This is a genomic window from Nocardia veterana NBRC 100344, from assembly GCF_000308855.1.
Taxonomy (GTDB): Bacteria; Actinomycetota; Actinomycetes; order Mycobacteriales; family Mycobacteriaceae; genus Nocardia; species Nocardia veterana.
This window is the reverse complement of sequence record NZ_BAGM01000101.1, coordinates 1-13,854: the sequence shown is the minus strand read 5'-3', so window position 1 is coordinate 13,854 and position 13,854 is coordinate 1. Positions and strand designations below refer to the sequence as shown.

Genomic DNA, 13,854 nt, shown 5'->3' with positions numbered 1-13,854 from the left:
CAGAGGAATCGGATGGAATGTCACGTCACGAGATGACCATGGCCGGTGACGATGAATCCCATATTCCGCATAGCGGAATTGGTGCTGCTCCAATATGAATCATGATCGTCGGAATTCCATCTCAAGGATGTCCAGGGACCTCGGCTGGAGTCGGTGGTGAATCTCGTTCCACCGAAATCGGGCGCCGTTGGTAGTGGACCGTGGGCTCTCGGCATCAGCTGAATCGAATCATGTTTTGCGATAGTGGCGAAAATTCGTCGGCTCATATCCGACGGCTGCCCGATCAAGCTCAGCTCCGTTGCACGATCGACGCCGACCCCGAAGCTGCCGGTAAAAACAAGATTATGGGCGGGCAAAGTCAGTCCATGTGACGCTGCGTGACTGGCGACCAGTGACCCGTAGGAATGGCCGACAACCGTGCGGTACGGTGGCGATTGATTATTGGTAACGCCGAGTCCCTCTTGGTACTTCACCAATGTCGGGGCCGCTTTTCGCGCGTATGTCGAATCGATCGATCTGGAAATTGTCGGGGGTCGATCGTATCCCGCCCACGCGATCACCGACGTCTCCGCTGTCGGATCCGCCGCTATCGCGGATCGGCGCAGGCTTTCGGAAACATTGGTCCAGCCCTGGATTCCCGACGGGTTCGATTCGGCGCCGATAACATTGGTGACCACGTTCCTTGCATTGTCCGGATTTCCGACGGCGACAGCGCAACGAAACTTGTCATCGAGCAGTGACAAGTACCTCTGCGGCGAGCCTGGTCTCGATTCGAGAGCCTGGCCGATGACGTCGTAGTGTGAAACGCGTTCAAAATCTTTCGCTGCCAGAGCCTTCTCTCGCAGCAATCGAAGTGTCTTTCGATTGTAATGATCTCTGTCGGCCTGTGGAATACCGTCGCGGTTGCCAATGAACGGATCGATACGATGCAATTCGTCCCTGTCGTTACGTGACATCCTGGACCATGCCGCGTGTACCCGCCGAGGGTCCGTGACTACGGCCGTGTCACGAGCCCCTTCCTGTCGTAGCGCCAAGCCCGGGGCGTCCTCCTTTTCGAAATGGTACCGCGCTTCTCGATCGGCATTCCGCAATTCCTTCGAGGCGCGTGAAACCTGAAGCGCTGCTCCTCTGAGGTTCGCGGCCTCTTCGGTGCTGAATCGACGAGTGACATTGGACAGTACATCTCTCAGATTGCGCAGATAGGCTGCAGCAATAGAGCGATGAAAGGGTTGGAACGGCTCAGGAACTCGCATGGAACCATCTATTCATTTCACGCGCCGATCGACTGGCGTGCCGTTTTGACCACACCGGGCGCCGATCTCCGTGAAGGCCGCGGGGAATTGCGTTCGTTGCGGATCAACCCACACAACCGACGTGCACCATGCCCTCCCCGCACGCCATATGTCCGTATCGATCCGCTTCACTTTCTTGGAACGCCGTCGTCGAGTCGCTGAGGGCTGGCGGCGTGCCGACCGGACAGACCGTACCCACGTAGTCGATACCGGGGCATCGGTGTGCCCTACGTAGTTGATCGGTGTGCGAGCTCGGAGCGAGCCCCGTCCGCCGGCATACTCTCCGGAAACGTGACGGCATCGCGTGGACGCAGCTTCCCCACGACTTCCCGCCCCCGACGACCGTCCACGACATCTACCGCGGGTGAACGAGATCCGGTGCGCGGCAACGCATCCACGACGGACTCCGGGACCGCGCACGGGTACGTCCCGGAGGCACCCCGCAGCCCACGGCACGTGGTGATTTGATCATCAGAGCTCGGGGCGGATCGGCGATCGCCACTCTCGTCGACCGTCGCGGTCGGCTCGTTCGTTTGGTTCACCTGCCCGCCGGCCGAAACACCGAGGTATTCGCGCGGCCGGATCGGGACGACCGGATGTCGTTAATCTCGTTGTGCTGCAGTATCTTTACTGGCGATCAGAGCATCGATACCGTCCAGGATCCGCTCGAGGCCGAAGGCGATGTCGTCGTCCAGAATGTCGTCGGTGTATTCGTTTTCGGCCATCATGGACGCCAGGACCGAATATCCCAGTTCTCGCAGCCGCGGTTCGAGGAACCGGGTCACCGCTGCCGACCGGACCGACGTGCTGGTACTTTCGCGCACATCGCGACGTGTGTTGGCGACCTGTCGCGCGTAACCGTCGAGCAGCAACGCGCAGCCCAAGCTCTCGCCGGGGCTCAGGCCGGCGCCGGTCAGCACCTTCAGGATGGCCTCCGTCCAACCCAGCAGATGCGGTGTCACCGGAGCCCCGCGGATCGGTAGATCGCAGAGCCACGGATGTCTGTCGCATCGTTCGATCATTCCCCGCGTCCAGATGGTTGCCGCGGCTCGCCAATCCTGCGCCTCGAGTACCGGGCCCGGCACCGGGCCCCAGGCTGCCTCGGCGACGAGCACCAGCAGTTCGTCCCGGGAACTGACATACCGGTAGATCGCGTTGGCGGTCAGCCCGATCCGCTGCGCGATCTTGGGCATCGACATGGCGGCGAATCCGTCGGTATCGGCCAGCTCGATGGCTGCCTCGACGATCTGCTCGACGCTTCGGGACGGCCTCCGACCGAGCTGGTTCGATTTGACCGGGAGCCGCCACGCCAGGGCCATCCCCGGCGGCAGCTCCGCGTCGTCTGCGGTCGGCATCGGTCGATTCCTCTCGTCGGCAGCGAGCCGATTGACTTCGTGTAAACCATACACTTATTGTTTGTGTGACCCTCACACGAATTAGATCGGGGCAGTGCCGATGAAACAGCAGGAGCAAAACCACGAATCGGGCCGGCGAAGACCGCGCTCCGAAACTGCCCGTCGGCTGGGGGTGGTCGTGGCCGTGGCGGTGCTCGCGCTCTGCGCGGCCGGCGCGGGAGCAGCCGCTCCGGCATGGAGCCGCAGCGCATCCCGCAGCCCCGCTGCCACCGTGGTCACGACCGAATACGGCGAAGTACGAGGCAGACTCGCCACGAATGCCAGGATTTTTCAAGGGATTCCGTACGCGGCGCCACCGGTTGGTGAACTCCGCTGGGCATCGCCGCAACCTGCCGCGTCGTGGACTGGAATTCGGGACGCGACCAGACCCGGGAATCGATGCGCGCAAGCCGAAGGACTGATCGATCGGGCCAGTTCCACCGAAGACTGTCTCTATCTCAACGTGACGACGCCGCGGCACAGCAGCGGTGGCCGACTACCGGTGATGGTGTGGATCCATGGCAACGGTTTCATCAGCGGCGCCGGCAGCCTGTACGACGCGCAGCAGCTGGCAAGCAGCGGAAACGTGATCGTTGTCAGCCCCAACTACCGACTGGGAATCTTCGGATTCCTCGCTCATCCCGCCCTCGACCACGGTCCAGCCCGGAACCTCTCCGGAAATTTCGGCCTCGAAGATCAACAGGCTGCGCTGCAGTGGGTCCAGCGCAACGCGGCAGCATTCGGTGGGGATCCCGGCAACGTCACGATCTTCGGCGAGTCCGCCGGGGGGACCAGTGTCTGCGCCCAGTTGGCCGCACCGGGATCCGCAGGCCTGTTTCAGAAGGCGATCGTGCAAAGCGGCCAGTGCGCCGGTCGGCGGTGGTCGCCGGGGCCGCCGACCTGGTTTCCGTTGCCACGCTCCGAACGAGAGCAGCACGGTGTCGAGGTCGCTGCGAAGGTCGGCTGCTCCGACCCGGTCACGGCTGCCGAGTGCCTGCGAGCCAAGCCCGCAGCCGAGCTCGCGAAATGGTCCGATGACGGAGTCGGATCAGGCCCCACCGTCGGTGACGGGATGCTTCCCCTCAGCCCGGAAGGCGCCTTCGCCGCCGGACGCTTCAACCGTGTGCCCGTCATCGAAGGGATAACCCGGGACGAACATCGCCTCTTCACCGCGGCAATCGAAGCGGCAACCGGCCAGCCGACGACTCCGGCCGGCTATCGCGAACAACTCGACGCACTGTTCCCCGCATCCGAGGTCGAACGGATCCTGGAGCGGTATCCCGTCGGCCGATTCCATTCCGCCGGCGAGGCGCTGTCGGCCGTGGTCACCGACTGGGCGTGGGGCTGCGCGGTGCGCGATCAGAATCGGGTGCTCGCCGCGAACACACCCTTGTATGCCTACGAATTCGCCGACGAGAGCGCTCCGTGGTTCACCACGCTCGCGAAGCCCGACTTTCCCACCGGCGCGTTTCATGGTGCGGAACTGCAGTACCTCTTTGCCGACGAGCAGCTCCCGGGACCCGTCACGGCCTCCCAGCGACAGCTGTCGGCGACCATGATCGAGTACTGGGCTCGGTTCGCATCCACCGGAGATCCGAACGGCGGCGGACAGCCGCAGTGGCTGCCGTTTCGGAGCGGAGACCACGTCCAGTCGCTCGCACCCGCGCACATCGGCTCAGCCGATCTCGCCCGAGAACACCAGTGCACCTTCTGGGAATCGCTGGGTGGCTGACAACGCACCGCGACGCGAGGTGTATTCCGATGACAGGTGGGGTCGGTCGGTCCCGGGCCGCTTTTCCGTCCGTGGGATGGTTCCGCATTACCTCGACGGAAAGCCCTGGCGCTGCAGGTGTTCCCGGAGACGGTGCCGGCCCTTCAGGCTGTCACGGTCGGCGAGCCGGTTCAGCACGATGTCCACCCAACCGCCCGATCGCCCGAATTCGGTGTTGTATTCGGCCAGGCGGGCGTCGTAATCGCCGATCGCCTCGTCGCCGGTGGGGTCGTAGACCTCGTGGTGCAGGACCGCGCGTTGCGGCAGGCGTGGCTTCACCCCGGCCGGTTCGGCCGGGTCGGGGACGCCGAGGGCCAATCCGAAGACTGGGAACACGCCGTCGGGCAGCCGCAGTTCGGCCGCGACGCCCACCGGGTCGTTACGGATGGCGCCGACGAAAACCGCTCCGAGGCCGAGGGATTCGGCAGCGAGCACCGCATTCTGTGCCGCGAGCGAGGTGTCGACGAAACCGAGGATCGTCGACTCCAGGTATTCGGTCGCGTCCACCCTCGCCTGCCGCGCAGCGGCCAGGCGGCCGATGCGGCCCAGATCGGCCGCCCACACCAGGAACAGTGGGGCGCGCCGGATGAAGTCCTGATTGCCGGCCAAGGTGGCCAGCCGGTCCCGCCGCTGCCGGTCGCGCACCGCGACGACACTCCACGCCTGCAGATTCGACGAGGTCGAGGCCGACTGGGCCGCCGCGACGATCGTGGTCAACTCCGCCGCGCCCACCGGCTCGTCGCGGAAGGCACGGACGGACCGGTGTGCGAGCTGTAGCTCGATGACCGGATTGGTTCGCGTCAGCGAGGTCAGCTCCGGATCGCGGTACCGATCGCGCACGGGATGCGAATTCGTCGTCGTCACTCGGCCAGTCTGGCGCGCAGCCTGCGGCGGCGGCCATCGTTGCGATCACCGTGCGCCGATGGCGGGAGCGCCGGTAACCGTGGCTGTCGGGCCGCCCGCCCGGGCCCGCGGTGGTAGCAGCTGCTATGGCCCGTTCCCACCAGGCGTTTTGGTTTTCGAGGGGTGGTTGCGTAGGGTTGACATTACCGACGCGGGGTGGAGCAGCTCGGTAGCTCGCTGGGCTCATAACCCAGAGGTCGCAGGTTCAAATCCTGTCCCCGCTACTGACGAGGGCGGTCCTGGCCAGAAGGTTTCAGGATCGCCCTCAATTTTGTCGAGGTTCTTGGCAACGGATTCGCATTCCGATTCGGCTGTGCGGATGGTTGCCCGAGAGCCACTGAAAGGTAATCGGTACCAGCTGATACCGATCGGGATGGGTGGGATCGTGACCAGCCGTGAGGCCGGTCTGTCGGTCCTGGACGGTGGTCCTGAGTTCCGTTGACATCCAAGGCCTTTCGGGTATGGGCAGTTGTCTGGTCGTCCCGTAGGGTCGGTGTGGTCGATGGTGCCGCGGTTCATCCTGGCCGGGATCCGATTCCGACACCAGTGTCCTACCAGCCCATGAGCGTCGGAATCTCACGACCGAAGCACCATTTCGCCGGCCTCCAGCGGGCGAATCCCGCTGCGGGGATCGGTGCTTCGGGCGGACTGACACTACCGGTCTTCAGGAGGGGATCGGCTCGTCGCGGCGAGCTGTGATGGCCTGGTGCACGGTGCGGAAGAAGAGTACGAATCCGATCGTGAGCAGGATGTGGCCGCCGCCTGCCAGATGCGAGAGCGGCTTGTATTCGCTGTACCCGAGGACTGTCCGGGCGCCGATGATCGTCATGCACGACACGACCCAGATGACGCCGGTGTTGTAGACGGTGAAGAACCAGCGATACGCGCGGGTCTCGGAGAGGGCGAGTGGGTATTCGAGCGCCAGGACGATCAGGAAGAACAGTGTTCCCAATGCCAGCAGATGAGTGTGGACCACGGCGAGTTCGGTTTTGCCGGTGAACCGGTGGGCCTTGGTGAGCTCGCGGTAGAGCAGGCCCGAGGGCAGTCCCAGCGCGGTGTAGCCGACGGCGGTCCAGTAGAGCAGTTTCATCGAGTCCTCGTTCTGAAATATGCTGCGGGCGGGTAGATGTCAGGCGGATAACACGGCGGGCGCTGGGGCGGCGCCCTCCCGGGCCGTCGGTTCCTTGCTAGTTTCGCGGAGGATCAGCAGACCCGTGACCGCGATCAGTGCGGAGGTCAGGCCGTGGACGCCGAATGCGGTGGCCGTGGAGCCGTGGTGGGCCAGGACATTGACCATGTCGCCCAGCGGGGCGACGGCCGTCATCAGCAGGACCCAGCCCAGCGCGCGGCGGCGGCCGGTGATCAGCAGGATGCCCGAGCCCAGGCCCATAGCGAGTTCACGGCAACCTTTCACGATGAGGAAGCCGCCGCCGTCGCCGGCGGGCCAGGTCGGCAGGCCGAAGCCCGGCGCCGACGTCGCGGGGGCCAGGATGAAGGAGAGCGCGAGGTAGAAGGTGAACAGGACAGTTGCGGTGGCCAGGCCGGTGGTGAGGTTCTTGCGCGACACGGTTGGTCTCCTGTGACGTTCGGACGGTGAATTCTTGTCCGGCAAGGCATCCGGCCCTGCCGAGACGCACTGCCCGGCCGGCCGTGCTCTCGCGCGAGTCGGCCGGGCGTCGAATCTTCGAGCTATCGATCGGCGGTCACTGGGGCAGCATGTCGCCTGGCCCCAACTCGAGCGCGAGATGGAAGATCATCGGCCGTGCGGTGAGGTCGACCTCGTTCTGGATCCGCAGCGTCAACTCACGCCATTCCGGAGTGCCGAGGGCGTTGCGCAGGGCGGTGCCGCTGTCCCAGTCTCCGACGTTGACGAAAACCGCCTCGGCCGCGTCACCGGCCGCCTGGAACATCCGGGTTCGACGGAAACCGGATGCGGCCGCCATGTACTGGGCGCTCTCGCGCCAGCGATGCAGGAACAGCTCCCGCTGCGCCGCGGGTACGGACATCGTGTTGATCACGGTGACCGGGGCCTCGGTGTCCGGGACGACCGGGTTGTGGCCGTTTCGAACCGTGCCACCGAGGGATGGTCGGACCCGGTCGATCCCGGGGTCGAGCACGTACCGACCGCGCGTCCCGCCTTCGGCCATGGCCCGGTGGGCTGCGGCGGCCTCGGCCAGAGGCAGGACCGCGTGCACGCGGGTAGGCAGCCGGCCGGAGGCGGCGCGGGCCAGCAGCTGTTCCAAGCGCGGGCCGTCGGACCGCACCATCAGGATGTGCACCGTGATTCCGCGCTCGGCCGCGGGCGTCAGGTTCGGACGCACGCCGACGAAGGTTCCCCCGTCGCGGACCGGGTTCAATCCCCATGCCTGCTGTGATGTGGTGTCGACGACGGCATCCCAACCCGGCTCGGCTTCGGTGCGGAAGTCGGCGCCGAGACCGCGCACGAACGGTTCGTCCTCGGCGCGTGCCAATCCGGTCACTCGCCAGCCGCGGTCGGGTGCGAGTGCGGCCACATTCGCGCCGATCGCACCGGCCGCACCCGCCACCAGCAATCGGTTGCCGTCGGCGGGCGCATCGCCGAGCAGATCGACGATCTGCGCCGCGCTCAACGCGCTGAGCGGCACCGTCGATGCCGCGACCAGGTCGAGTTCGTCGGGCACCACGGCGAGATCGGCGGCGGGCACGACGAGTTGTTCGGCGTAGGTGCCGAAGTCGCGATCGAAACCGAGTACGACACCGGCAACCCGCGTGCCGACGGCCACGTCCACGCCCGGACCGGCGGCGACCACGGTGCCGGCGAAGTCCCAGCCCAGGCCGGTGTGGGAGGGCTGGTCGATCATCCCCATCTCGTGGAAGAACCCGCTCGCGACGCCGAGATCGGTGGGATTGACCGGCGCGGCCGCGACCGCGACCCGGACCTCTCCGGCGCCGGGCTCGGTGACCGGCACGTCGATGATCTCGATCGAGTCGGGTCCACTCGGGGCGCGGACGACCGCGGCCCGGAAGGTATTGGGGTTGTTCATGTTTCGCTCCTCCATCAGTTCGGTTCCGATGGGGTCGACACTGCTCCTCGGGTTTTGGAAGGAACTTGGAGCCGACTTGGAGCACTGCGAACGCCGCGGGCCCTCACCCGGCCCAGGGTGGTCTCAACCCTGCGACGGAGGCGAAATCCGATGGTGCGGAACACGAACCGCGTGGGCTCTGGCATCCATGGACCAGGCGGGAGCGTTCCACTCGTCGGCGATGGCGGCGGCCCGGGCGAAGTGGGCGGCGGCCGCGTCGGCGCGGCCGAGGAGCAGGGCGAGTTCGCCGAGCGTGTGCGCGACCGGGCGCAGGGCCAGCGACACGCTCTCCGCGCCCGCCGGGGGACCGTCTCGGTGCGGCAGCAAATCCGCGTAGATTCGCTCGGCCGCGTCACGGTCGTCGAAGGCGACGGCCGCCATCCCACGCAGGCTGGTCAGGAAGGTGAAGAAGAAGTCGGGCCGGATCGGGGCGGGTGAGGTGCGGGTGCGGTACGCCTCATCGCTGCGGCCCGCGGCGTGGAGGGCGAGTGCGAGCAGGTCGGCGGTCATCGGGCCGAGTGCCGCGTGCAGGGCACGCACGTCGTTCAGGTGGTCGCCGAGCGTGCCGTCGTTGATCCAGATCGCCGCCCGTGCGAGCCGCAGGAAGCCTGCGGCGTGCACCGATCCGGCGCGTTCCATTCGTTCGGTGGCCTCGGTATAGAGGCGCTCGGCGTCGGCGAATCGACCCTCGATGAGCACCAGTGTCGCCAGCGCGATTTCGGCGGCGCCGATCGCTTCCGGCATGCGGTAGGCGCGGGCGAGCGCGAGTGCCTCCGTTGCCACCCGGCGCATGGTCGCCGGATCGTTGGCCGCGGCGGCGTTGGCGGCCCGATTGAGCAGGCCGGTCACGCGATAGACGGGCAGGTCGTGCTCGACGCCGATCTCCACCAAAGCACGGGAGTACTCCTCCCGGCCGGACTCGCGCGCGAGGACGAGCAGTGCCGCGGCCCGCAGACGGGGAGTGGTGGCGAGGTCGAGCGCCTCCCGCGCCGCCGCCATGACGCTCGGATCACCCTCGCCGACCAGCTCGTGGGCGTAGGCGATGAGGAGATGGGACCGCAGGTCGGGGGCCAGGCCGGTGCGTTCGAGCAGGCGGCCGAGGCGCTCGACGATGGGACGGTCCACCGTGCCGTAGGTGCGGGCCTGCCAAGGGGTGGGCTCGGTCCAAGCCGTGAACGCGGCGATCATCAGATCCTCGCGCCCGATCGACTCGGCGTACTCCACGGCCTGCTCGCGCGTGTCCCTGGCCGCGGCGAAGGCCCCGGCCCTGACCTGCGCGCGCAGCAGCCTACCGAGCAGGCCGACCCGCTCGTCCGGGTCGCTGGAGTTGGTGACGGCGTCGGTCAGCAGCGTGGCCGCCACGTCGTGGGCATACCGTGCCTCGGCCAGTTCGGCGGCCCGCACGCAATAACCGACGGCCTTCGGCGAACCCGCTCGCGCGTAGTGGTGGGCCAGCGCGGTGACATCGCCGCGACCCTCCAACGCCGCGGCGATCCGGGCATGCATCCTGGTGATCCGCACCCGGCTGACATCGGTCATGAGCGTGTCCCTGACCAGGGCGTGTACGAATCGGACTCGCCCGGGTCCGGGCTCGTCGAGCAATCCGGCGATGACGCCCGCGTCGAGCGCGTCCAGTACCCCGTCCTCGTCGGTGTCGGCGGCCCGCACGAGCACGTCCACCGAGCTTTCCCGGCCGGCCACCGCCGCGAGTCGCAGGACGGACACACCGCTCTCGGGCAACCTGGCGAACCGGCGCCGCAGCACGTCCCGGACGCCCTCGGGCACCTCGGAAAGCGCGATCAGCGCGCCCTCGCCGCTGAGCAGCCGCGCGGTCTCCCGCACATAGAAGGGATTGCCGCCGGTCCGCTCGGTGATTCCGGCCACGGTTGAGTCGTCGGCTTCGCACTCGGCGCGGACCAGTTCCGCGACGGCATCGCGATCGAGTCCGGACAGGTCGAGCCGCAGGGGCGCGGTGCGGGCGAGAGACGCGAACGTGGCACCGAGGTGCTCGCTCTCGTCCGCGCGGTACGCCGCGACGATCAGGATCGGGGCCCGGGCGTCCACGCCGGCGAGCAGTTCCAGTGTGGCGGCGTCCGCCCAGTGCAGGTCGTCGAGCAGCACGGCGACCGGACGATCCGCGGCGATCGCCGACAGCCAGGCCCACACGGCCCGCCGCAACCGGAAACGGCCGGCTGCCGCGTCCCCGGTCCCGGTCGCCGAGTCCGACAGTAGCGGCGCCAGGTCGTCGGCGAAGTCGCCCGGGGGAACGCTGTCGGCAACCGTCCGCAGCACTTCGACCCAGGCCCAGGCGGGCGGCGCGCTGTCCACATCGGGACAGCGCCCGGCGGCCACGAGCCATCCGTCCTGCGCGAGCCGCGCGCCGAGCTGCTCGAGCAGCATCGATTTGCCGAGCCCGGCCTCTCCGCTGACGAGTGCGACGCGCACCTGTCGACGAACGGTTTCCCCGGCGGCGGCCAGCAGCGCCGCCAGCTCGTTCTCCCTGCCCACGAACGTTGCCGTGTAAGGCTTTTCGATCACGGATGGCGGTGTGGGTGCGGCGACGCGGGGTGTGTGTGCCGCGGGCGGGGGGACGGCCGTGTGGAGAACGTCCGTGCGTTGGGTGAGGATCGCCTCTTCCAGCGCCACCAGGTCAGGTCCGGGGTCCAGACCCAGTTCATCGGCGAAGGTGGCGCGGGCGCGGCGGAGAGCGGCGAGGGAGTCGGCTTGGCGGCCGCTGCTCCACAGCGCGAGGGCGTGCAGGCGCCAGCCTTCCTCGCGCAGGGGATGGTCGTGGGTGAAGGTTTCCGCATCGGGCACCACGGTCGCGGGGTCGCCGAGCCGCAATCCGGCCGCGATGCGCAGTTCGCGGGCGATCAGACGCAGCTCGTCGAGCCGCGCGATCTCGGCGGCGACCCACGGCTCGTCGGCGACCTCAGCGAACGCGGGGCCCCGCCACAGCGCCAGCGCCTCGGTCAGCCGGGTGTGAGCATCACGTGGATCGGCGAGTGTGCGGGCTTCGTCGAGCAGGTCCTCGAAACGCCACGCGTCCACCGCGCTCCGCGGCAGCCGTAGGGCGTAGCCGGGCGACGCGCTCATCAGCAGGCGAGCCGGCGCGCGTGGCGGCCGGCCGGGCTCCAGCAGGCGGCGCAGGTTGGACACGTACGCCTGCAGCGATGCCAGTGCGCGCGCGGGCGGTTCCCCACGCCACAGGTCCTCGATCATCCGGTCGACCGGCACGACCTGCCCGCGCGCGGCCACCAGCAGAGCCAGCACGCCGCGCTGCCGCGGGCCGCCCAGGGGTAGGGCTTCTCCGCCGGCCTCAGCCGCGAACGAACCCAAAACCCGAATGAAGACCATGACGCGTCACATCGTACGCACGCGGCGGCGGCCTGGCGTTCCAAGCCGATTCCCAGTCCTTTCCAAACCTCGGACAGCAGGCTCGAGGCACTCGAAACCCTTGAAGGACAGGAACAATGAGCGTCAATACCCAGGACATGGAAATAGTCCACCGAGCCTTCCGCCGCGAGTCCCGCCTGCTGATCGAGCTCATCGCGGCGGTCGCTCCGGGAGACACCGCCCGCGCGGCGGTGATCGCTGAGCACTGCCGCGACTATCGGCTCGGCCTGAAGAACCACCATGAGGGCGAGGACGAGCTGCTGTGGCCACCGCTGCTCGCCCGGGCCGACCCGGGTGCGGACGTCATCCTGCGCATGCAAGCTCAGCACGAGCGCGTCGAAGCCACCCTGACCAAGCTGGACGCCGCGGTCCCGGCATGGGAGACCCGGGCCGGAGCCGATGAACGCGACACCCTCGTCGCGATCCTCGTCGATCACCGGGCCGTCCTGCTCGAACACCTCGACGATGAAGAAGCGACCCTCCTTCCACTCGCCGCCGAGTACATCACCGAAAGGGAATGGGCGTCGCTGGGAGAACACCTGGTGGCCAACACACCCAAGCTCACCCTGCTCACGCTCCTCGGCCTCGTCCTGGAGGATGCCGACCGCGCCGAACGCGCCGCCCTCCTCGGCGCTCTCCCCACACCGATACGCGCTATCTGGTACGTCATCGGTCGCCTCCGCTATACCCGCCACATTCGTCGCGTCCGCGCGGCCCGACCCCGCTTCGGTACGAGATCATCCGGCGGCCCGGCCCGGCGTGGTCGCCGCTGAAAACCGTGGCCGCCAACCATTCGCGAATATGAACAGGAATCGGGCCATGAGGATCTATCAGCTTTCCGGCCGCCGCCGACCCGGCCGAAGTCGCCGCGAAATATCTGGCCAGTCCCGAATTGCGCTCCGATATGGCGGGTTTCGACACCACCGCCATTACCGAGGTGACCGCCACCCGACTCACCCCCGCTCCCGGATCGCCACTGCTGTAGCCACCACGCCGAGCGGTCTCGCCGGACCGCGACGCTTCCTTCCGGCTGGGGAATTACTGTGCCGTGGGTGCCCCGGCGACCCGGCGTTCGCCGTTGTTGCGTTCCTGCCAGCGGCGGTAGACGTCGATGGCATCCGACCGCGGTTCGTGCCGCATCGGCAGGCGGCGCCGGTCCCACGGCTTGGCGAATTCGTCGTAGAAGGTGTTGAGCTCGAAGTACTTTCGGTCGTCGACGTAGTGCGGTGCGTATTCCTCGCGAGTGGTCAGGAAGACCACTTCGTCGGGAGAGCAGTAGTAGAGCGCGCCGAGACACATCGGGCACGGCAACGCCAGGATGTAGATGGTGGTCCCGGTCAGATGTTCGGTGCCGAGTGCCGTGCAGGCCGCGCGGATCGCGAGGATCTCGGCGTGCGCGGTCGGATCGTTGGTCTGCGCGACCAGATTGGGACTTTCGGCGAGAATTTCGCCGTCCTTGACGATGACCGTTGCGAAGGGGCGTCCGCCCGCCTCGACATTGCGTCGTGCCAGATCGATGGTGTGCTGGGCGAAATCCATGGTGGTGTTCCTCGCTTTTCAGAAGGGCTTGGTCGGCAGGTACTTGCCGTCGAGGGTGATCACGGCGCGCTCGCCGCCCTCCGGATCGGCGACCTTACGCACGTCGAGCTTGAAGTTGATCGCGCTGATGATGCCGTCGCCGAACTGCTCGTGGACGAGGGCCTTGAGGGTGGTGCCGTAGACCTGCAGCATCTCGTAGAACCGGTAGATCGTCGGGTCCGTCGGCACGCCGCCCGGGATCGAACCTCGGGTGGGGATGGTCTGCAGCAGGGTGGCCGCGTCGTCGCCGAGGCCGAGCAGGTCGGCGACCGCGCGGGCGGACTGCTCCGGCAGCGCGTGCTGTCCGAGCACCGCCGCGGTGACGAAAGCGGTGGAATATCCGGCCGTTTCGGCGATCTGCTGCCAGGTGAGGTCTTTGGCGATCTTGGCCTCGACGGCCTTCACGGCCAGATCCTGCCGCGCCGTCGGGTCGAATTGTGCGTGCGCCATGGGGTTTT

General features: G+C 67.4%; 11 protein-coding genes and 1 tRNA gene. 3 read left to right on the top strand and 9 right to left on the bottom strand.

All coding sequences use genetic code 11. The annotated features are described in order from the left end of the window. Positions 1 to 20: 20 nt before the first annotated feature. Both ON37_RS31870 and ON37_RS19105 read right to left on the bottom strand, forming a co-directional pair. Positions 21 to 956, bottom strand: a complete 936-nt coding sequence (locus tag ON37_RS31870) for an alpha/beta hydrolase (protein WP_157171502.1) — start codon at positions 954 to 956, stop codon at positions 21 to 23. A gap of 938 nt (positions 957 to 1,894) precedes the next feature. After that, positions 1,895 to 2,647 (bottom strand): TetR/AcrR family transcriptional regulator, encoded by a 753-nt coding sequence (locus ON37_RS19105; protein WP_040721087.1) that lies wholly within the window; start codon positions 2,645 to 2,647, stop codon positions 1,895 to 1,897. Between the two features lie 100 nt (positions 2,648 to 2,747). Between ON37_RS19105 and ON37_RS19100 the strand changes: the two genes are divergently transcribed. Continuing rightward, complete coding sequence (locus ON37_RS19100; protein WP_083893111.1) at positions 2,748 to 4,418, top strand: carboxylesterase/lipase family protein; 1,671 nt, start codon at positions 2,748 to 2,750, stop codon at positions 4,416 to 4,418. 87 nt (positions 4,419 to 4,505) lie between these two features. Here ON37_RS19100 and ON37_RS19095 read toward each other — a convergent pair whose 3' ends face one another. Then, entirely contained in the window at positions 4,506 to 5,321 is an 816-nt protein-coding gene (locus ON37_RS19095; RefSeq protein ID WP_245553266.1) for an NADPH-dependent oxidoreductase, read from the bottom strand. A 189-nt stretch (positions 5,322 to 5,510) separates the two neighbouring features. On the opposite strand from ON37_RS19095, the gene ON37_RS19090 reads away from it, so the two are divergent. Beyond that, positions 5,511 to 5,584, top strand: a tRNA-Met gene (locus tag ON37_RS19090). A 440-nt stretch (positions 5,585 to 6,024) separates the two neighbouring features. Here the strand turns inward: ON37_RS19090 and ON37_RS19085 are convergent. The 4 genes from ON37_RS19085 to ON37_RS19070 all read right to left on the bottom strand — a co-directional run bounded on the left by ON37_RS19085 (position 6,025) and on the right by ON37_RS19070 (position 11,779). After that, positions 6,025 to 6,450, bottom strand: a complete 426-nt coding sequence (locus ON37_RS19085) for a DUF2871 domain-containing protein (protein ID WP_040721084.1) — start codon at positions 6,448 to 6,450, stop codon at positions 6,025 to 6,027. Positions 6,451 to 6,489: 39 nt separating this feature from the next. Then, complete coding sequence (locus ON37_RS19080) at positions 6,490 to 6,927, bottom strand: DUF4267 domain-containing protein (RefSeq protein ID WP_040721083.1); 438 nt, start codon at positions 6,925 to 6,927, stop codon at positions 6,490 to 6,492. Between the two features lie 136 nt (positions 6,928 to 7,063). Beyond that, a complete protein-coding gene (locus tag ON37_RS19075) occupies positions 7,064 to 8,383 on the bottom strand; it encodes a zinc-binding dehydrogenase (RefSeq protein WP_157171500.1) in 1,320 nt (439 codons plus the stop codon). Between the two features lie 123 nt (positions 8,384 to 8,506). Beyond that, positions 8,507 to 11,779, bottom strand: a complete 3,273-nt coding sequence (locus tag ON37_RS19070) for an ATP-binding protein (RefSeq protein WP_040721082.1) — start codon at positions 11,777 to 11,779, stop codon at positions 8,507 to 8,509. 116 nt (positions 11,780 to 11,895) lie between these two features. On the opposite strand from ON37_RS19070, the gene ON37_RS19065 reads away from it, so the two are divergent. Further along, on the top strand, positions 11,896 to 12,591 hold the full coding sequence (locus ON37_RS19065) for a hemerythrin domain-containing protein (RefSeq protein WP_051031785.1): 696 nt from the start codon (positions 11,896 to 11,898) through the stop codon (positions 12,589 to 12,591). Positions 12,592 to 12,856: 265 nt separating this feature from the next. On the opposite strand, the gene ON37_RS19055 is transcribed toward ON37_RS19065, so the two are convergent. Both ON37_RS19055 and cynS read right to left on the bottom strand, forming a co-directional pair. Next, on the bottom strand, positions 12,857 to 13,357 hold the full coding sequence (locus ON37_RS19055; RefSeq protein WP_040721081.1) for a nucleoside deaminase: 501 nt from the start codon (positions 13,355 to 13,357) through the stop codon (positions 12,857 to 12,859). Positions 13,358 to 13,375: 18 nt separating this feature from the next. Next, complete coding sequence (cynS, locus tag ON37_RS19050; RefSeq protein ID WP_040721213.1) at positions 13,376 to 13,846, bottom strand: cyanase; 471 nt, start codon at positions 13,844 to 13,846, stop codon at positions 13,376 to 13,378. Positions 13,847 to 13,854: the final 8 nt, after the last annotated feature.